Source organism: Steroidobacter sp. (assembly GCF_036402275.1).
Lineage (GTDB): Bacteria > Pseudomonadota > Gammaproteobacteria > Steroidobacterales > Steroidobacteraceae > Steroidobacter.
Window position 1 is genome coordinate 127,730 of sequence record NZ_DASWTF010000017.1, and the last position, 19,018, is coordinate 146,747.

Sequence of the window (19,018 nt, forward strand, 5' to 3'; positions counted from 1 at the left end):
GGTCAGGGACGCACCACATAGGGCTCGAACTGCGGCGTGGTAACCGATTGCAACTCGGTCCCGCGCGCCTCGATGAACATCACGGGCATGGCCAGCCTGGTGGCCAGTTCTCGACCGGCGGCGGTACCCAACACGTTGAGCGCCGTCGCCCACGCGTCGGTGTACATGGACGTCGGCCCGATGACGACGACCGACGCAAGAGTGTGCTCGACCGGCCGACCGGTGCGAGGATCGATAGTGTGCGAGTAGCGATGGCCATCGCGATCATAATAATGGCGATACTCGCCCGAGGTCGTCACCGACGCGTCGTCGAGTTGCACGATGGCGTAAGGCTCGGGCTCCGCGTCGACCGGTCGCTCCACCGCGATTCGCCACTGCTCGCCTCGGGCGTTGCGGCCCAGAGCGCGCACTTCGCCGCCGATGTCGATCATGAAATTGCTCAGGTGCATTTCGCGCAGACGCTGGGCCATCAGGTCGACCGCATAACCCGGAGCGATGCCGTTGAGATCCACGCTGAGCGTGCCGGTGGACTTCCGTAGCGCGGGCGGATGGAGTCGTGCCTGAAGTTTTTCATAGCCGACTTGCTCTTTCAGCTCGGCGAGCCGTGAGTCATCCGGAAGGTCGATAGGCTCCTCCGATGCGCCAAATCCCCAAGCGGCAACCAGCGGCGCGACTGTTATGTCGAATGTGCCGCCAGACTCACGACTGACCTCGAGCGCAAAGTCGACGACGGTCGCGAGGTCGGCGGACACTTCATACCAATCCCTCGAGCTCGAAGCGTTGAAGCGGGAGATTTCCGAATCGGCGCGATATCCCGACATGCTGCGATCGATGCGCGCGAGCACTTCGTCGACCGCGGCCCGCAGCGCATGGGCATCGACGTTATCGGGAGCGGACGCGACTTTGATGGAGTAAGTCGTGCCCATGGTCGGGCCCGAAATCGCCAGCTCTCGAGGAGCGCGGGCGCATCCGGCCGCAACCAGCGCCAGCACGGCTATGAATGCCCGATTCGCTCCGACCACACGCCGCCCCGCAAATGAACAGGCGCGCATGGTAACAGCAGGCAGGAGAAGCCGCGGCCGGCGGCGACGTGCGTCCGAGCGGGAGGAGAACGGAGCGCGCGCATATGCGGTGGCATGCCGCCGGCCGCGGCTTCTAAGCAATTCACAAGGGCGGAGTCGGGAGGCGGATCGATTGTCAGCGCGGACAGCGCTCGTTCCCATTGACCATAAGGTCAGAACCCGCGCTCTGCCCCGGCGCGGACGCGGCACTCGTAGCCGCTGGCGCTTCCTCATTCGCGCAATCGTCGGACGCTTTCGGGAGAGGCGCCGGCGCGACAACCGGCGAGACCACGGCGGATGGGGTGGATGCCGGGGTGGGGGCTTCTTCCATTGCGGAACGGTTGAGCAGCGCCGCGAGCAGAAAACTGCCGCAGATCATCAGCCCGCCGACGATGACGCCTCGCTCCACCATGATTCCTCGATGGCGGGTTTGTGATGACCGCCGCTGGTCCGTGCGCAGAGTAGGGGCGGGTTACCCGGCTGTGATGTGTCCTTTAGGGCAGGCGCGCCCTCCGCGGCCAGGGCATTACGGGAACCCACAATCAACGGTCGCGGCGCGTTGCCCGGCGGCGACAAGCCCTGGCCCGCGCACGCGAGTGGAGATGGCGAGGCTCGCGATTCATGAGAATATTACGGAGGAACTTTACTCTACGCGCCCGTGCCCAAGCTCGGGACGCTTCGATGTCGTTCTCCAGGATATTTTCTCAGGGATCGCGGTGCCTTCCATGTCTTTCATGCAACGTTCAGCTTGGTCGCAATTCATGTTCGGCCGCGGCGCCCTGGCCCGCTTGGCGCTGGTGGTCGTGGTGGGCCTGCTCGCCGGTTGCGAAGGCGAAGTCACCATGGACCTGGGCACCGAGCTGCCGTCCGATCCGGCCATCTCTCAAGTGGTCGCCAACGTCCGCGGACTGGAATTCACCAAGAGCGACGGCGGCACCGAGACGCTGGAGTTCACCGATAGCGAGGCGATCGACTTCATCGATCTTGCGGACGACAACGGCGTGCTGCGCCTGTTCACCAGCGAGGAACTGGGCGAAGGCAACTACACCGGCGTGCGCCTGCTGTTCGACGAGGATCGGGCCGACGACGCGTTCGTCACCCGCTCGAACGGCACCGAGTTTCCGCTGAACCTGGTCCAGGGCGAGTCGGCGTCGTTGAGCTTCAACGTCGACGACAACGAGAGCAGCAGCGAGTCGTTCACGTTGTTGCTGGACCTGCGCAAGTCCTTGCGCTTCGACGACGGCAACAACGAATACACGCTCACGCCCGTGATGCGCGCCGTGAATACGGAAGACATGAGTCGCATCGAAGGCAATGTGAGCGTCACCTGCCCGGCGGGCGACGATCTGGCTGAAGGCGCGATCTATCTGTTCAGCGGTCGGGACATCGTCCCGGACGATATCGACGGCGCGGGCGTCGAGCCATTCGCCACCAGTCCCGTCTTCACCCCCTCGGGCGGCTCGTTGTTCTATGCGCTGCGGTACTTGCCCGCGGGTGATTACACCCTGGCGGTCACCTGCATCGGCAACGACGAGGAACCGAACGAGGATGAGGACCTGGAATTCCGCAATGTCGAAAATGTCGAGCTGGATGAGAGCGAAACCATCACGCTCGACCTGCCCTAGCGCTACGCGCGTCGCTCGAGCGCTTCCCTGAGGTGTCGCGACCGCGCTCGTCGCTGTCTTTGACGCCACCGGCGCACGCCGTGAACTCCGCGCCCAACAGGAAGATCTGCGCCGAGTAGTACAGCCATAACAACATGGCGGCGAACGACGCTGCCGCACCGAATGCCGACGGTTGCGTGGCGTCGGCAAGATACAACCCGATGAGCCAGCGCCCCAGATGAAACAACAACGCTGTGACCACCGCGCCGATCAGCACCGGCCGCCACGGCAATCGCTTCGACGGCAGATAGCGATAGATGAGCGCGATCAGCCCCGCGATCAGGCCGAGTGAGATCAGCAGATCCAGCACGGTCGCCACCACCACCAGCTCGGTAAATCGGGCAGCGATGATCTTTCGCAACGCCGCCAGCGCCGACGTGATGGACAACGACACCAACAACAGGAACCCGACCGCCAGAATCACGCCGAAGGAAAGAATCCGAACCCGGAACCAGCCCCAGACTCCCGTGGGCGCGAGCGCCTGGGCCCGCCAGATATTATCCAACGCCTCTTCGAGCGCCGCGAACACGGTGGTCGCACCCACGACCAGACTGACGATGCTGATTGCGGCAGCGGCGAGACCTTCGGATTCCTGAGACTGCTTCATCGCCTCGAGCAGGACTTCGGCGGTGGCGCTCCCGAACAGCTGAGTCAGCGTGTCGCTGAGCTGCCCATACGCGGTCTCGACCCCGACCACCCAACCGGCGATGGTGAGCAGGATGATCAACAACGGCGCCAGCGAGAAGGCGCAGTAAAAAGCGAGCGCGGCCGCCGCGGCGGAAGATCGGTCAGCGATCCAACTCGACACCGCGCATTTTGTGAGAGTCCAGACTTTTACCGGCATCGTCGCCGGAGCCTCGCTGGTTCGCCGGGTCCCTTGGGTTACATCGTCAGCTTCCGGTTCTCGCCCATGGGCGTTCGTTTGCCGGTCATCGCGGCCTTGGCCACACCGAACAGATAAGCCGCCTTGCCCGGCGACGTCCAATACTCGCCACGCTCCACGTGCACCCTGAGCAGGGCCAGATTCGGATCGTCCGGGCCATTCGGGAACCAGGGTTTGGCGAACGGCGTCCACAGCTCGTGGATCCGCTGCCGATCGTTGACGATGTCTGCGGTGCCGGAGACGGCGACGTATGCATCCTTGCCGGTATCGGAAAACGCCACGCTGGTGCGCACGTCGTGCATGACCTCGCTCACTTTGGCGGAGTCGATGGCGGTGTAGAACCACAACTGGCCATCGTTCTCATAGGCGAGCATCGCCAGCGGCCGCGTGTGCAACGTCCCATCGGCCTCGACCGTGGTCACCATCGCGACGCGAATATCTTTGATCAGCTCTCCTAATTTTTCGAACTCGGCTTGCATGAGTGCTCTCCTGTGCGCGCAACATTCAAGCAATCGCGCGTGCTTGGCCAATGTTCCGAGACAGCGCGCGTCCGCTCCGCGACATTGTTACTGTCGGCTGGAGTCGTACGCGCGTCGTCGAGTTGCGGACAGTGAATCGACACTCAGCACAGATACGTTCCGCGCGTCTCTCGCACCTGATGAGGTGGGGGCGACGCCGATTCGTGCGCACGCACTTCGTACGCCGCCTCCAACTGTGCAACGCGCATTCGCACGGCCTCCAGCCTGGCGACCGATTCATCCAACAGCCGCGCGACCACTAGCGCTACATCGGCATGCAGCGGGGAGTCATCGTCATCGGCATAGAGCAGCACGTCGTACAGGCATCGGAGCATGGCGTGAATCTGCATGAGCTCGAGACGCTCGTACTCGATGAGCTCAGCCAACGTTGCTGCAGGTCCCGGTGTCGCGCTGGACGGCGCGGGCGAGGAACGGCGGCGGCGGCGTGACGCGGATGATTCGTCTGGGGCCATGACATTCTCCTGCGGTGGATCGGGCTTGATTCGAGCGAGCCCCATCCTACGCAGAGACTTCGCAGCTGTATATATAAACAGGCCCGATCGCACATTTTTATTTTGACTGCACTTCGCGGCCGACGCGCGCGTCAGCTCTCGCGCGGAGTTGCCGCGGAGCGAAGCACGGCAAGAGGAAACTTCGACAAGACCACGGAGACACGCACTGAAGAGTCTTCCCCTTGAATGCGCGCGGGCTGATCCGTGAGCACGTCACGCAGTTCCGCCTCGTTTGCCGAACCGAGCAGTACTTTGGTATCGCCCCAAACATCGCCCAATGGCATTTCGGCGACGCCTGCCATGAGCCTCGCCGACCATCGCGGCACAATGACCACGCAATTGCGCCCTTCATGGCTTCGCGCGAAGGCAAACACGTGATCTTTCTTATCGCCCTCCACTTGCAGCGGCTGATAGCTGCCCGAGGCAAACAACGGCGCATCGGCAGCGCGCATCTGCAGAAGCTTGGTCGTCACATACAACTTGGCCTGCGCACCGCTGGGGTCCGTTAACAGGTCGGCCGCGTTGGCAACACCCTCTAGCGATTCGAGTTGCACGGCGGCGGCCTCGAAATTCACGGGTGAGCGATTGTCCGGATCGACCAGCGTGAACGTCGGCAGCTCCGTGCCTTGATAGAAATCCGGCACGCCCGGCGCAGTGATCTTCAACGCCGTGGTCACCAAGGAATTGATGCGCCCGAAGAACGCGATCGTGACGGCGAACGAGGAAAAGTCCCGCAGGAATGCGTTGCGCTCCGGATTGCTCAGCAACTGCGCGACGAACTCGCTGACCGCGGTCTCGTAATCGGCATTGGGATTGATCCAGGACGTCGAGCGTTTGGCCTCGCGCCCCGCCTTGACCATGTACGCTTGCAGGCGTTCGATCAGTGGCTCCGTTGCAAGCTCCGGCGACCACAGCCCGGCCAATGTCTGATACAGCAGATACTCGTCTTCGCGATCCGGCGCGGGCGCATCGTCGACCTGCCGCCGTTTGTTGCGATTGAGCTGAGACCAGCGTGACAGATGCTGCTTCCAAAGCTCTGGCAACTCGCTCAGCACCGCGATTCGCGCGCGCACATCTTCACTGCGCTTGGTATCGTGCGTCGACGTAGCGAGCATGGAGTGCGGCCACAGCTTGGCCCGCTCCAGATTCGCCTGGTGCAGGGCCGTGGACGACACTGCGAAACGATTCGGATCGCCGCCCACCTCGTTCAAACAGATCAAGCGGTTGTAACGATAGAACGCCGTATCTTCCACGCCCTTCGCCGTGACCGGCGCGGTCACCTGCTGGAACTTCATGGCGAACTCCAGCATGGCCTGGCGATGCGACGGCGAGCGGCCCTCGGCCGCCGTACCAAGCAACACATCGCGCAGGAAATCGAACACGCTCACCTCGGCGCCCGTGCTACGTCGTCGCGCGAGCCCCGTCGCCCAATGAATGATCCTGCGATCCTCGTCGCCGATGCCACGCGGCGATATATAGGTGCGATAAACAGGGAAACACGCGATCACTTCCCTGATGGCTTCACGCAGCGCCGCCCGAGTGAAATCGGCGGTATGCCTGTCGAGGTGCGCGATGCGGTCCAGCTGCGTCGCCAGCACTTCGACCTCGGCGGCTAGCGACGAGCGCATCACCAGTCGCTTGCTTTCGTAGGCGAGCGTTTCGAACGACGCCTCGTTCTCGGTGAAATTTCGATAGCGACGCGTCACGCGTGACTCTTCATCGCCGCACACGAGCCAGGTCGTCTGCAACGCCGCGTAGTCATAACCGGTGGTGCCATGAACCAACCAGCTCTCGGGCAACCGCTCGTGCGCGGCCAGAATCTTTTCCGTCACTACATACAGCGGACGCTTCCCTGGCCCGCCGCCAAAGCGTTCCTGCAGCCATTGGAAATATTCTTCCGGATCGTACAGACCGTCGGAGTGATCGATGCGCAGTCCGTCGATGCTGCCTGCGTCGATCAACTCGAAAATGAGCTGGTGAGTCACATCGAACACGCTGCGCTCGTTCATGCGCAGCGCCGCCAGATCGTTCACATCGAAGAAGCGTCGGTAGTTGATCTCGTCGACCGCCACGCGCCAGTAAGACAGCCGGTAAGCCTGCGCTTCCAGCAATGCATCGAGCGCATCGAAGCTCTCGGACTGTCCGGCCGTGCCATTGATCTTCGTGACACTCTCGTTGATGTGGCGCAGAACCTCCGGGCTGCGCTCGATCAATCGCGCCAGGCGGCGTTTGTGAGCTTCCTTGTCGCGATAGCGAACGGTCACCGCGTCGGCCGAAGTATCGTCACGGGGCGGAAGAGTGCTGAAACTGTTGAGCAGGCTTTCGAAATCGGCGCGGTGCGCGTCATCCATCGGCAGCAGATCTTCGGCGATGGGCTCCGGAAAAATGCGCGGATATTCGCGCGGATCGATGGGCATGCGATGGTCGTGATAGCGCACCGAGAAACTGCCGGCTGCGGCATCGAACTCCAACTGCAACTCGCCGCGCTCCAGTACCACGCCATAGGAATCGCCCAGCACCGGCACCAGGATGCGATCGCGCATCGAACCGCGATTCGGCCGCCAGTCGATGTCGAAATGAAACGCGCACCGCGCCGCCGGCCCGTTCTCCAGCACGTCCAGCCACCAGACGTTATCGTTGCCCATCACGCCGAGGTGATTGGGCACGATGTCGACAATCAGCCCCAGCCCATGCTCATGGAGTGTCTGCACGAAGCGATCGAAGTCCTCGCGGCTGCCCAGCTCCGGATTGAGCTGAGAGTGATCGACCACGTCGTAACCATGCATGCTGCCAGGTCGCGCCTTCAGGATGGGCGACGCATACACGTGACTGATGCCGAGCCGGGCAAGATAAGGAACGACGCGCGCGGCGTCGTTGAATGTGAATTCGCGATTGAACTGCAGCCGGTAAGTGGCGCGAGGCAGGTTGAATTTCGAGCCTTCTTCCGTCGGAACCCGCGAGCTCATGCGACGTCCAGGGACCAGCGGACTTCCCAAGCGTCCAGCCGTTCGCCTCGCGCCTCGGCGCCCGCCGTGGAATACCAGATCTCCCCTGCTGGTGGCGCTGCATTCGATCGATCGCCCAGATTGGCTTGCAGCACCAGGGTTCTGCCGCCTTTGAGCGGCCACTTCACGGTGAGCAGACGATGGTCGGTCTGGTAGCTGGCGGCATCGGTACCGATGTCATCCAGCAGAGGCACGACCATCCGTGCACGCAAGCTCAATAGCTCGCGCGTATAAGCCAACCACTCCGAATGCGGGGAACGCTTGCGATCCGAGTCGTTCAGTTGACTGGCCCGATAGGTTTCCGCCGCATTGGGATCGGGAATCTGCTCCCGCTGCTCCCCAGTGAAAGCGCCGAAAGAGGCGAACTCGTTGCGACGCCCTTCGCGGATCGCCCTCGCCAGGTCGCCCTGGTAGTCGCAGAAATAGAGGAATGGCTGGACCGCGCCGTATTCCTCACCCATGAAAAGCATCGGGATCTGTGGCGCAAGCAGCAGCACTGCGAACCCGGCTCGCAGCCGCTCCGGAGACGCAAGCCGGGTCAGTCGATCGCCGAAGGCGCGGTTACCGATCTGATCGTGATTCTGCAGAAAACTCACGAACGCGGTGGATGGCAAGTGCGCGCTCCGCTCGCCACGCCTGCGATCGTCCGTGGGATAGATTTCGCCCTGAAATGCGAAACCTTCCGCGAGCACACGGCCGAGGTGCTGCAAGGCTCGCTCACCGTAGTTCCGGTAGTAACCGTCCCCTTCATCGGTCAGCAGCACATGCATTGGATGATGGAAGTCATCGTTCCATTGCGCCACCATGGTCCGGCCGCTGTAGCCGAGCCGCCGCGCCTCGTTGTGATGATTCTCCAGGATCACGTGCACGTGTCGCTGGCTGCCGGGCCCGCGCTGCACGTGATCGACCAGCTCGTCGATGAAGTGAGTGGCGGGGTCGTCGAACATCGCGTGCACGGCGTCGATGCGCAACCCATCGAAGCGGTATTCGTTCAACCAGTACAACGCATTCTGGATAAAGAACTGGCGCACCACCGGATGCGCGAAGTTGATGGCGCTGCCCCAAGGCGTGTGATGCGCCGAGGTGAAAAAGTCGCCGGCGTAGCGGTGCAGATAATTTCCTTCCGGACCGAAGTGGTTGTAGACCACGTCGAGCAGCACCATCAGGCCGCGCTCATGCGCGGCATGCACGAAACGTTTCAGCTCCTCGGGCCGGCCATAGGTGGGATGGGGCGCATACAGCAATACTCCGTCATAGCCCCAACCCCAGCGCCCGGAAAACGTGTTCAGCGGCAGCAGCTCGATGGCGGTGATGCCGGTGTCGGCCAGCTCGTCCAGCCGCGAGATCGCGGCCGCATAAGTGCCTTCCCGCGTGAACGCGCCGACGTGCAATTCATACAGCACCGCTTCGCGCCATTCGCGGCCACGCCAGTCGGAATGTGGCCAGGAGAAGCCGCGGCGATCCAGCACCTCGCACGGACCGGCCACGCCCTTCGGTTGAAAGCGCGAAGCGGGATCGGGCACCTCGAGCTCGTCGTCGATGCGAAATCTATATCTCGCACCGGGGCCGACGCCGCGGGCGAATGTTTCGTACCAGCCTTCGCGCGTCGCCGTGCAATCCTGACGGAGCGACTCGCCGCCTTTGGTGACGACGTGCAATTCGACACGCCGCGCGTCCGGCGCCCAGAAACGAAACTTCGTACCGTCGGCGGTGAGCTGCGGGCCGAACTGCAACGAGACGTCATTGCTCACAGCGGCTCACCCTCGGGCGTACCTGCCCTCCTCCAGCGATGATTCCAATAACCTTTAGAGACTCGCGCCCGACATGGACCGCTCGAAATGCGCATGCTGGGCAGCCAGGTTGATGTAACCGGACAGCGCGGCGCGAGACGCCCCCCGCTCGCCGGGCAATTTACGCAAGGTTTCGCCGACCCGATGCGGCGTCCCCAGATCGCTCCAGCCACAGGCCGGCACCGGCAGCACGCTCAGCATGGACTCCCGGCCTTCCAGGACGTCGCGTGAAAAATCCAGATCGGGCAGCCGCGTATACATATCCACGATGGCCGGCCAGCCGCTCGCCGTGCGCTGCTGAAGCGCGTTGCCGACGATGACCTGCATCTCCATGACGATGGACGAGAAGCGCGGCAGGAACAGATTCAGCAACGCGCGGGCCGACGCGGCGATGATAAATGTGTTCCACAGACCGCCGGCCCGTACGATCTGGGCTGCCATAGTGAGCTCGGGCTTTTCCACGAACCGCGCCACAGTCCGACCGCCGAAATTGTCGGCCGCCCCGGGAATGACGTAACCCAGCTCGCTGTCCGGCTCTTCCGGATGCAGACCCAGCAGCACCGGCCGATCAGGACAGCGCACGACATGCTCCATCGCAGCCGCCAGCGAGCGCTGCAGGACGGCTTCCTGGGCCACGTAGTGGTCGGAAGGCAACATCAACACCTGCGCGTCGGGATCCTGGCTTAAAATATGCACCAGCGAATACAGGATGCCGACGGCGGTACCCCGATTGCGCGGCTGAACGATCAGATTGGGCTGAGGCAGCGAGGTCAGCGTATCCACGTTCGACCACCAGCGATGATGCTGTTGGGCGACGATGGCGCAGACCCGGTCGCCGGCGACCTGCGATCGGGCGCGCGTCAGGGCGTCTTCGAGCAACGACGGACCGCCGTTCAACGAACAGTATTGCTTCGGGACCGGAGTGCCGCACGGCTGGGTGGTCAACGCGCGTAGTCGACTGCCGTCGCCTGCCGCCAGAACCAATGCCCATCGATGAGGCTGGCTACGCGACACGTCGATCATGCGAGTCTCCGACAGAATGCAGTGGGAACGGTGTAGGCTGGTAGAGTGGCGATGTTGTGGTGATGCCACCAATCAACATCGCAGCGTGTAATCCGCGGCGAAGCGACGCGGTTCCGCGACAGTGATGAAATCTGGAACTGTGGCGTTGTGACATGCGTAGACCTGAGACCTGAAAGCTTCCCGGCGCGATGATGCGCAGCGAATCGGGTCCCTTCCGCTACGCACGAGCACCCGCAGCGGCTTTTGAACCAGGAACGATCGATTCGGATGAATTCAGGCGAGTCAGCAAATACTCGGGGCGTCGACGCCTCGTCTCCTCCCCGCGCCAGATCACCCCTGCCACCGCAGCGGGCGTCACAGAAAATCATGCGTCGTTACTGGCTATCGATGCTGGCCATCACTTTTTCCTGCGTGGCCGGCGCCGCATCGACCAAGCCCGCACCGGACGGTATACGCGCGGCACGTTACAAATTCACACCGGCCACCGTGGTCGAGCTCGCCAAGCGGACCGCCGCCGCGGCGTATGTGCCGCGCCGGCTGGACGGCAACACCGCGCTCCAGCAGCTCAGCTACGATCAATATCGCGACATTCGTTTCAAACCCGAAGCCGCGCTCTGGCGTAACGAGCAGGTGCCGTTCCGGGTCGAGCTGCTGCCCGCCGGCTTTTTGTTTCAAACACCCGTCAAGGTGTCGATGGTCGAGAGCGGCATGGCTAGCGACCTGACCGGCGCGCCGAATCTGTTCACGCTCGGCCCGCACGTGGCCAAACTGCTCGCCAACCAGACGCTGCCGCTGTCGGGCTTTCGCGTGCGCAACCTGCTCAATTCGCGCTCGGTGTGGGACGAATTCACAGTCTTCCAGGGCGCGACCTACTTTCGCGCCGTGCCTCGCGGCGGACAGTACGGATTGTCTGCGCGCGGACTGGCGATCCGGACGGCACATCCGTCTGGCGAAGAATTCCCGGCTTTCACGCAGTTCTGGGTAGAGCGCCCCGGCGCCAATGCCTCGGGCATCGTCGTGCATGCCTTGCTGGATAGCCCGTCGGTCGCGGGCGCTTATCGCTTTTCGATCCAGCCGGGCACCGAGACCGTCATGGACGTGGAGATGACGCTGTTCCCGCGCGTTGACCTGGACAACATCGGTGTCGGACCGCTCACGTCGATGTTTCTGTTCGATGAATCCGAGCGCACGCGGATCGACGACTTCCGCGACGAGGTGCATGACTCGGATGGTTTGCAAGTGGTCACGGCCTCGGGCGAGCGCCTATGGCGGCCGCTGCGCAATCCCACCGATCTGCAGGTCTCGGCCTTCACCGCCGAAGCGCCTCGGGGGTTCGGTCTGGTGCAGCGGTCCCGCCGCATCAGCGACTATCGTGACTTCGAAGCCAAGTACGAGTTGCGCCCGAGCGCCTGGATCGAACCGACCAGCGACTGGGGCAAAGGCTCCGTGGATCTGGTCGAGATCCCCACCGAGAACGAGACCAACGACAACATCGTCGCGTTCTTCCGACCGCACTACACGATCCAGGCCGGCAAACCGTGGCACGGTTCGTATCGCATGCGTTGGAACAGCACGCCGCGCCTGACACCGTCGTTGGGCCGCGTCACCGCCACTCGCAGCGGTCCGACCATCGACGGCAAACGACGCATCTTCGTGATCGACTTCTTCGGCGCCGGGCGTACCATCGAAGGGCTCAAGCTCGACGTCGGCTCCTCGGCCGGCAAGGTCTCGCACCCCATGCTACAGATCAATCCGCTGACCAAAGGCGTCCGCGCGAGCTTCGAGCTGGATCCCGCGGGCACCAATCTCGCCGAGCTGAGATTGCGTCTGTTGCGAGCCAATCGTCCCATTACCGAAACCTGGCTTTATCGATGGACGGCCAGCTGAAATCTCCGACGACTTCGTCCCCCGAAGGCCGCGACGTGGTTCGCGGCGCCATGCCGTTCGAGCGTCCGATCGACATGCCGGTGCAGGATCTGCGCAACGCGCCGCAGGTGGTGCGTGCGCTCGGTCCGGCGCCAGCCAGGGCAATCTTTGCACGCTCGATCGTGATTCTGGGCACGCTGGGCATCACCGGCTACGCCTTGTTCGAGATGCTGGGCATCGTCGAGTTCTCGAAGATGACGGTGTTGCAAGGCGTGATGATTTTCTTCTTCACCATCACCTTCGCGTGGATCGCATTTTCCGCGGCCTCGGCGGTCGCCGGATTGCTCGTGCCGCTCCACAAGCCCAAGACCAAGGCGACGCTGGCCGGCTCGCGGACCGCGCTGTTGATGCCTATATATAACGAGGATCCGACGCACACGACCTCGGCGCTGCAGGCCATGGCTGAAGCGTTGAAGCAGGCCGGGGCCGCGCAACACTTCGAGATCGTCATCATCTCGGACTCGACCCAGGTCGACCCGTGGATCAACGAATCGCTGGCCATCGACCGATTGCGTCGCGAGCTCCGGGAAGTGATGCCGGTGTGGTATCGCCGGCGCTGGCACAACACCGGCCGCAAGGCGGGCAACGTCGAAGAATTCGTCAAGCGCTGGGGCGGCCGTTACGACTATATGATCGTGCTGGACGCCGACAGCCTGATGTCGGCTGAAACATTGATCGAGCTGGTCCGCCGCATGCAGGGCGACGCGCACCTGGGCATCCTGCAGACCGTGCCCATGTTGCACGGTCATTACAGTTTGTTTTCACGCATCCAGCAATTCGCCGGCCGCGTCTACGGCGGCATCATCGCGCGGGGCGTCTCCGCCTGGTCCGGCAACGAAGGCAATTACTGGGGCCACAACGCGATCATTCGCGTCGCGGCGTTCGCCGAAGCCTGCGGCATGCCGCAGCTGCCGGGTCGCAAGCCGTTCGGCGGTCACGTGATGTCGCACGATTTCGTCGAAGCCGCGTTGATGCGCCGGGCCGGCTGGAAAGTCCGCATGGCTCCGGATCTCGACGGTTCGTGGGAAGAAAGTCCGCCGTCGCTGATCGACGTGGCGGTGCGCGACCGGCGCTGGGCGCAGGGCAATCTGCAGCACTCCAAGATCATCGGCGCCGACGGCTTGTCGACCGTGAGCCGTGGGCATTTTTTCATCGGCATCATGAGCTACCTGTCCTCGCCGCTGTGGCTGATGCTGCTGATGGTCGGCTTTGCGCTGACACTGCAGGCGACGTTGATCCGGCCCGAATATTTCAGCCGCAGCTTCCAGCTGTTCCCGGACTGGCCGAAGTTCGACGCCGAGCGCATGACCGCGCTGTTCATTTTCACCATGGCGGTGCTATTCGTCCCCAAGGTGCTGGGCATGTTGCGCTCCTTATTCAATAACAAGATTCGCAAGGGCTGCGGCGGCTTCCTCGGCGTGATCTGCAGCACCGTGGTGGAGACAGTACTGTCCGCCCTCTATGCGCCCATCATGATGCTGGTGCAGACCCAGCACGTGATTGAAATTTTCACCGGCCGCGATTCGGGCTGGAATGCGCAACGCCGCCGCAGCGACGCCACGGCCTGGAGCGAAGCCTTCCGCATCCATTGGGTACATACGGTCATCGGCGTGCTCACCGGCGTCATCGCGTATCTGATATCTCCTACCCTGCTGGCCTGGCTCACCCCGACGCTGGCCGGCCTGCTGCTGGCCATCCCCTTGTCGAAGATGAGCGGCAGCGTGCTGGTTGGGCGCGTCATGCACGCGCTCGGCCTGTTGCGCACGCCGGAAGAAAAGCACGCGCCGGACGTGATCCGCCGCCGGGATGAGTTGCTCGCGCAAGCCAAGCAGCCGGCGCACGATGCCTTGCGATTGCTCGCCGCGGATCGACAGGCGCGTTACGCGCATATCACCGGCAACCTGCCGAGACCGGCCGAGTCGCGTGGCCATCCGGACCCGCATCGCCTCACGGCGGAACAAAAGGTGCGCGACGCCGCCTCGCTCAACGAAGCGATGTCGTGGCTCGGGCCCGCGGAGAAAGTTCACGTCGCGGGCGACCCTCGCCTGCTCGAACGACTGGCCGAGCTGCCAGAAAGCTGAAACTCAGGAACTTCGTTTCTTCGCAGCTCATTTGCTTCGAGAGCCAGCCACTCGCGCTGACGAAAAACTCGAGGAGCAAGCCCATGGCAAGAGCCACACATACACGTTCGACGGACGCGCCGCAGGATGCGATCGCGTTGCTCAAACAGGACCATCGCACAGTGGAAGCGCTGTTCGCTGAGTTCGAGGAAGCGGATGAGAGCGAGCAGTCCGAGCTCGCCACTCGCATCTGTCAGCTGCTGACGGTGCACACGCAGATCGAAGAAGAACTGCTGTATCCACAAGCCAAGGAAGCTTTTGGCGAGGAAGACGACGAGATGGTGTACGAGGCCGAGATCGAGCACGGCTCCGCCAAGGAGCTGATCGCCAAGATCGAAGCCGGCACGCCCGAGGACGAACACTTCAAGCCGCTGGTCAAAGTACTCAGCGAGTACGTGAAGCATCACGTCAAGGAGGAAGAGAAGCAGCTGTTCCCTTCGCTCAAGGAAACCGAGCTCGACCTGAAGGAGCTGGGCAGCCAGCTGGCGCATCGGAAGATGGAGCTGATGGAGCAGATGGGCATCGAGGCCGAGGAACCGCCGACGCCTCAGCGCAAGCGTGCTTCGAGTTCGCGCTCGACGCGCACTTCGGCGAGCAAGCGTCGTCAGGCGCGCGCGGGAAGCCGAAGCAAATCGGCGCGAGCCTCGCACACCCGCGCACGTCACTAACATTTGTAAATGACATGCCCGGACACGGCGGCGACTCTGATCGAGTCGTCGCCGTTTTTATTTCAGCCGTCAGTAAATTGCCGAGAGCCATAACGCGGAGCATGTAGTTCTTGGAACATTTCACGGCGTCGTCTATTTGAATCGAGCACTGAACATAACCGCCGATCGGAGATCACCATGGCGAGCCGCCCCTCAGGTACGACCCCGCGTTCCAAGAAGTCATCGACCCGCACCTTGCCGCCAGTGACGACAGTCAGTAATGAGGAGCAGAAACACGCCGACCCCGAAGCTGTGGACGATCGCGCCGCCGACGGTGTCGTAGGCGAAGCGTCCACGCACGACGTGGAAATCACCGGGAGCACGCTCCAGCAGCGCGAGCTGCCGTCGTTGTCCGAAAGCCGTGAAGCGCGAATTGCTGAAGCAGCCTACTGGCGCGCCGAGCGCCGCGGCTTCGAGCCCGGCCACGAACTGGACGACTGGCTGAATGCCGAACGCGAGATCGACAACCCGCAAGACCAACAACGACGCGAGTAGTCCGAATCCGCCACACCTTATACTTCCCGCTCGGATGGGAAGTATGGGGAGTGGCATGACCGCCGATTCGATTTCGCTTGCGCGCACTCGCGCGTTACAACCCGAGGACAGGCAGCGTTGGGACGAGCTCTGGCCTCAATACCTCGCGTTCTATCAACAGACGCTGCCGCAATCGACCACCGACCTCACCTGGCGTCGCCTGATGGAAGGTCGCGAGCTGTGGGGCTTTGCCGGACTGGACGACGCCGGTCGCATGGTCGGATTCGTGCACTATCACTTTCATCTCTCGACGTGGTCGCCCAAGGGCTATTGTTATCTGGAGGATTTGTTCGTCGATCCTCACAGTCGCGGCCGGCAAGTGGGCCGTGCCTTGATCGAAGCGGTCTACCGGGCTGCTGACGAGCGCGGCGTGACGCGCGTGTACTGGCACACCGAAAACACCAATGCGCGCGCGCAGATTCTGTACAACCAGGTCGGGTATCTCACGGAATTTGTACAATTCCGCCGCCGCCCGAGCGCACCTTGAATAAAGCGGCACAAACGTCAAGGCCGCCTTGCCCGGAACTTTTTACGGCCGCGAGGCATTGGGTCGCGCACAAAATCAAAGCTCGACGAGCTGCGGATGGTGTCAGCGGTCTCAACATCCGATCTCGACCTCGACTTATGCGCGCAAGAACCTATCCGGATCCCGGGCAGCATTCAGCCGCATGGCACGCTCGTGGTTGTGGATCCCGAAAGCCGGCGAATCGTGCAGGCAAGCGCCAACGCAAAGGCGCTGCTTGGCGATGCCGCCGGCTCGACCGTGCTCGGCCTGTCTTTGACGCAGCTGGTTGGCGAAGCGGCCGAACGTCAAATCCACGGCTGGTTCGCGAATCCTGACAGCAGCTATCTCCGCACGCTCGATATCAATGGCCAGCGCCTCCAAGTGCTGGGTCACCAGACCGCGCAAGGAATCATTCTCGAGTTCGAGCAGCCGCCCGCATCCGAAGGCGAGACGCTCGAAGCTTATTACCCGCGCGTCGGCCGCTTCATGGAGGATCTGCCGGCGTACGAGAACATCGCCGAGCTGTGCTCGGCGGCCGCACGTGAGTTCCGCCAGATCAGCGGATTCAACCGCGTTCTGATCTATCGCTTCGACGCGGAGTGGAACGGCGAAGTGCTGGCCGAGGACGGCGACGGCGTGCTGCCCTCTTATGCCGGCCTGCGCTTTCCGGCCACTGACATTCCTGCTCAGGCGCGAGAGCTGTATCGACTGAACCGGCTGCGGGTCATTCCAGATGCGAACTACACGCCAGTGCCTCTCGGTCCACCGTTGCATCCGGCGGATGGGATGCAGTTGGACTTGAGCTTCGCCGCGCTTCGCAGCGTGTCGCCAGTTCATCTGCAATACATGCGAAACATGGGCACGCTCGCGTCCATGTCGATCTCGGTGCTGGTGGACGACCGGCTGTGGGGCTTGGTGTCCTGTCACAACGCCACGCCGCGCCGGGTCAACGCGCAAGCGCGCACCGCGTGCGATTTACTGGGCAAAGTTCTGTCACAACACATCGGCGCGCGTGAGCGCGGAGCGTACGCGGCCAAACGCATCGAGCTGAAACGCATCGAAAGCGAGCTGCTCGCCAAGATTGCCGCGAACGATTCGTTTCAAAGCGGACTGGCGGCCAACGCGAGCGCGTGGTTGAAAATCGCCAACGCCAGCGGCGCCGCCGTCCTGGATGACGACGCGGTCTTCACGGCCGGAGCTGCGCCCTCGCCCGAGCGCCTGCGAGCGCTGGCCGAGAAACTGCAGCAGCAGAATGCAGACTCCTTTGTCACAGACAGCCTGGCGCTGCAATGGCCCGAGTTCGCCGACATCGTCGATGTGGCGAGCGGCGTGCTGGCCATCTCCATCTCACAACTGCATCCCAGTTATATCTTCTGGTTTCGGCCCGAAGTGCAGCGGACGGTGTCGTGGGCCGGCGATCCGCATGAAGCCAAGCAGGTCGAGCACGAACGCCTGACGCCGCGCAACTCGTTCGCGTGCTGGAAAGAACAGGTCAAGAATCGCGCGCTGACCTGGTCTCAGGCGGAGATCGACGGCGCGCTCGACTTTCGTAGCGCCATCATCAATTTCGTGCTTCGTCGTGCTGAGGAGCGCGCCGAGCTCACCAGCCAGCTGCAACGCTCGAACCGCGAGCTGGAATCCTTTTCTTACTCGGTGAGCCACGACCTGCGCGCGCCGTTTCGTCACATCGTCGGCTACACGCAGCTGCTGCGCGATCGCGAGCGGTCGTTGAGCCAACAGTCGCAGCACTATCTGGACAGCATCAACGAGGCCGCCGCCTCGGCCGGCCAGCTGGTCGACGATTTGCTCAGCTTCTCGCAACTCGGCCGCACGGCTTTGTCTGTGTCGCCGGTGGACATGCAGAAGGTCGTCCAGGAAATCGTGCGTTCGGTCGAGCCGGACGTGCGCGACCGCCACATCGAATGGCGCATCCAGCCGCTGCCGAGCACTACTGGCGATGCGGGGCTGCTGCGCCAGGCGCTATTCAACATCATCGACAACGCGCTCAAGTACAGCCGCGACCGCTCACCCGCCGTGATCGAGATCCGGGGTGAACAACGGCCCTCGGAAAGCGTTTACATCGTGCGCGACAACGGCGTCGGCTTCGACATGGCCTACGCGCACAAACTGTTCGGAGTGTTCCAACGGCTGCATCGCATGGAGGATTTCGCCGGCACCGGGATCGGATTGGCGTTGACTCAGCGAATCGTCGAACGGCATGGCGGCTGGATCGAGGCGCGCGGCGCCGTCGACGAAGGCGCCGAATTCCGTTTTGGCATCCCGCGCAAAGGAGACGATGTCGATGGCTAATCTGCGGCCGATTCTGCTGGTCGAAGACAATTTGAAAGATATCGAGCTCACGCTGGCGGCGCTCGCCAAGTGTCAGCTCGCCAACGACATCGTGGTGGCGCGCGACGGCGCCGAGGCGCTGGATTATCTGTATTGCCGCGGCCAGTACCAGGATCGTCTGCCGGGCGATCCGGCGGTGGTGCTGCTGGACTTGAAGCTGCCGAAAGTCGACGGCCTCGAAGTGCTCGCCACGATCAAGTCGGACGCCGCCACTCGCGCAGTGCCGGTGGTCATGCTCACGTCCTCGCGCGAAGAAAGGGACCTGATCCGCAGCTACGAGCTCGGCGTCAACGCCTTCGTAGTCAAGCCGGTGGATTTCACAGCCTTTTTCGAAGCCATCCAGGATCTGGGAATGTTCTGGGGTGTCCTCAACGAAACCCCGCCGCGCAGCCCGGCGACCCGCAAAGAGAGGAAAACGTAG

General features: G+C 62.9%; 15 protein-coding genes. 8 read left to right on the forward strand and 7 right to left on the reverse strand.

The window, feature by feature from the left end:
• Window positions 1-2: 2 nt before the first annotated feature.
• Window positions 3-1,022, reverse strand: coding sequence for an FAD:protein FMN transferase (locus tag VGD45_RS09365; RefSeq protein ID WP_331155025.1), 1,020 nt, complete (start codon window positions 1,020-1,022; stop codon window positions 3-5).
• Between the two features lie 773 nt (window positions 1,023-1,795).
• Here VGD45_RS09365 and VGD45_RS09370 point away from each other — a divergent pair.
• On the forward strand, window positions 1,796-2,686 hold the full coding sequence (locus VGD45_RS09370; protein WP_331155026.1) for a DUF4382 domain-containing protein: 891 nt from the start codon (window positions 1,796-1,798) through the stop codon (window positions 2,684-2,686).
• On the opposite strand, the gene VGD45_RS09375 is transcribed toward VGD45_RS09370, so the two are convergent.
• The 6 genes from VGD45_RS09375 to VGD45_RS09400 all read right to left on the reverse strand — a co-directional run bounded on the left by VGD45_RS09375 (window position 2,667) and on the right by VGD45_RS09400 (window position 10,456).
• Window positions 2,667-3,533, reverse strand: coding sequence for a YihY/virulence factor BrkB family protein (locus VGD45_RS09375; RefSeq protein ID WP_331155027.1), 867 nt, complete (start codon window positions 3,531-3,533; stop codon window positions 2,667-2,669). The two genes, VGD45_RS09370 and VGD45_RS09375, sit on opposite strands and share 20 nt — an antisense overlap.
• Window positions 3,534-3,607: 74 nt before the next feature.
• Entirely contained in the window at window positions 3,608-4,087 is a 480-nt protein-coding gene (locus VGD45_RS09380) for a pyridoxamine 5'-phosphate oxidase family protein (protein WP_331155028.1), read from the reverse strand.
• A gap of 143 nt (window positions 4,088-4,230) precedes the next feature.
• Window positions 4,231-4,599 (reverse strand): hypothetical protein, encoded by a 369-nt coding sequence (locus VGD45_RS09385; protein ID WP_331155029.1) that lies wholly within the window; start codon window positions 4,597-4,599, stop codon window positions 4,231-4,233.
• A 131-nt stretch (window positions 4,600-4,730) separates the two neighbouring features.
• Window positions 4,731-7,604, reverse strand: a complete 2,874-nt coding sequence (gene treY / locus VGD45_RS09390; RefSeq protein ID WP_331155030.1) for a malto-oligosyltrehalose synthase — start codon at window positions 7,602-7,604, stop codon at window positions 4,731-4,733.
• Window positions 7,601-9,394 (reverse strand): malto-oligosyltrehalose trehalohydrolase, encoded by a 1,794-nt coding sequence (gene treZ, locus VGD45_RS09395; protein ID WP_331155031.1) that lies wholly within the window; start codon window positions 9,392-9,394, stop codon window positions 7,601-7,603. Before treZ ends, treY begins: the two co-directional genes overlap by 4 nt.
• A gap of 54 nt (window positions 9,395-9,448) precedes the next feature.
• Window positions 9,449-10,456, reverse strand: coding sequence for a sugar phosphate nucleotidyltransferase (locus VGD45_RS09400; RefSeq protein ID WP_331155032.1), 1,008 nt, complete (start codon window positions 10,454-10,456; stop codon window positions 9,449-9,451).
• 366 nt (window positions 10,457-10,822) lie between these two features.
• On the opposite strand from VGD45_RS09400, the gene VGD45_RS09405 reads away from it, so the two are divergent.
• From VGD45_RS09405 to VGD45_RS09435, 7 genes are all read left to right on the forward strand, one after another.
• Window positions 10,823-12,343, forward strand: a complete 1,521-nt coding sequence (locus tag VGD45_RS09405) for a glucan biosynthesis protein G (protein WP_331155033.1) — start codon at window positions 10,823-10,825, stop codon at window positions 12,341-12,343.
• Entirely contained in the window at window positions 12,328-14,463 is a 2,136-nt protein-coding gene (mdoH, locus tag VGD45_RS09410; RefSeq protein WP_331155034.1) for a glucans biosynthesis glucosyltransferase MdoH, read from the forward strand. The genes VGD45_RS09405 and mdoH overlap by 16 nt, the downstream gene beginning before the upstream one ends.
• An 83-nt stretch (window positions 14,464-14,546) precedes the next feature.
• The gene (locus VGD45_RS09415; RefSeq protein ID WP_331155035.1) at window positions 14,547-15,170 is read left to right on the forward strand and encodes a hemerythrin domain-containing protein; all 624 of its coding nucleotides are present in this window, start codon (window positions 14,547-14,549) and stop codon (window positions 15,168-15,170) included.
• Window positions 15,171-15,347: 177 nt separating this feature from the next.
• Window positions 15,348-15,704 carry a DUF2934 domain-containing protein gene (locus VGD45_RS09420; RefSeq protein ID WP_331155036.1) on the forward strand — a complete coding sequence of 119 codons (357 nt, stop codon included), beginning with the start codon at window positions 15,348-15,350 and terminating at the stop codon, window positions 15,702-15,704.
• 55 nt (window positions 15,705-15,759) lie between these two features.
• Entirely contained in the window at window positions 15,760-16,230 is a 471-nt protein-coding gene (locus VGD45_RS09425; RefSeq protein WP_331155037.1) for a GNAT family N-acetyltransferase, read from the forward strand.
• 96 nt (window positions 16,231-16,326) lie between these two features.
• On the forward strand, window positions 16,327-18,558 hold the full coding sequence (locus VGD45_RS09430; RefSeq protein WP_331155038.1) for an ATP-binding protein: 2,232 nt from the start codon (window positions 16,327-16,329) through the stop codon (window positions 18,556-18,558).
• A complete protein-coding gene (locus VGD45_RS09435; RefSeq protein WP_331155039.1) occupies window positions 18,551-19,018 on the forward strand; it encodes a response regulator in 468 nt (155 codons plus the stop codon). Before VGD45_RS09430 ends, VGD45_RS09435 begins: the two co-directional genes overlap by 8 nt.

What these genes read in the sequence shown, in the direction of transcription:
- VGD45_RS09370 (WP_331155026.1), top strand. Translation starts at nt 1,796, where the DNA reads ATGCAACGTTCAGCTTGGTCGCAATTCATGTTCGGCCGCGGCGCCCTG.
- VGD45_RS09385 (WP_331155029.1), bottom strand. Translation starts at nt 4,599, where the DNA reads ATGGCCCCAGACGAATCATCCGCGTCACGCCGCCGCCGCCGTTCCTCG.
- VGD45_RS09400 (WP_331155032.1), bottom strand. Translation starts at nt 10,456, where the DNA reads ATGATCGACGTGTCGCGTAGCCAGCCTCATCGATGGGCATTGGTTCTG.
- VGD45_RS09405 (WP_331155033.1), top strand. Translation starts at nt 10,823, where the DNA reads ATGCGTCGTTACTGGCTATCGATGCTGGCCATCACTTTTTCCTGCGTG.
- VGD45_RS09435 (WP_331155039.1), top strand. Translation starts at nt 18,551, where the DNA reads ATGGCTAATCTGCGGCCGATTCTGCTGGTCGAAGACAATTTGAAAGAT.
- treY (WP_331155030.1), bottom strand. Translation starts at nt 7,604, where the DNA reads ATGAGCTCGCGGGTTCCGACGGAAGAAGGCTCGAAATTCAACCTGCCT.
- VGD45_RS09425 (WP_331155037.1), top strand. Translation starts at nt 15,760, where the DNA reads ATGACCGCCGATTCGATTTCGCTTGCGCGCACTCGCGCGTTACAACCC.
- mdoH (WP_331155034.1), top strand. Translation starts at nt 12,328, where the DNA reads ATGGACGGCCAGCTGAAATCTCCGACGACTTCGTCCCCCGAAGGCCGC.
- VGD45_RS09415 (WP_331155035.1), top strand. Translation starts at nt 14,547, where the DNA reads ATGGCAAGAGCCACACATACACGTTCGACGGACGCGCCGCAGGATGCG.
- VGD45_RS09380 (WP_331155028.1), bottom strand. Translation starts at nt 4,087, where the DNA reads ATGCAAGCCGAGTTCGAAAAATTAGGAGAGCTGATCAAAGATATTCGC.
- VGD45_RS09420 (WP_331155036.1), top strand. Translation starts at nt 15,348, where the DNA reads ATGGCGAGCCGCCCCTCAGGTACGACCCCGCGTTCCAAGAAGTCATCG.
- VGD45_RS09430 (WP_331155038.1), top strand. Translation starts at nt 16,327, where the DNA reads ATGGTGTCAGCGGTCTCAACATCCGATCTCGACCTCGACTTATGCGCG.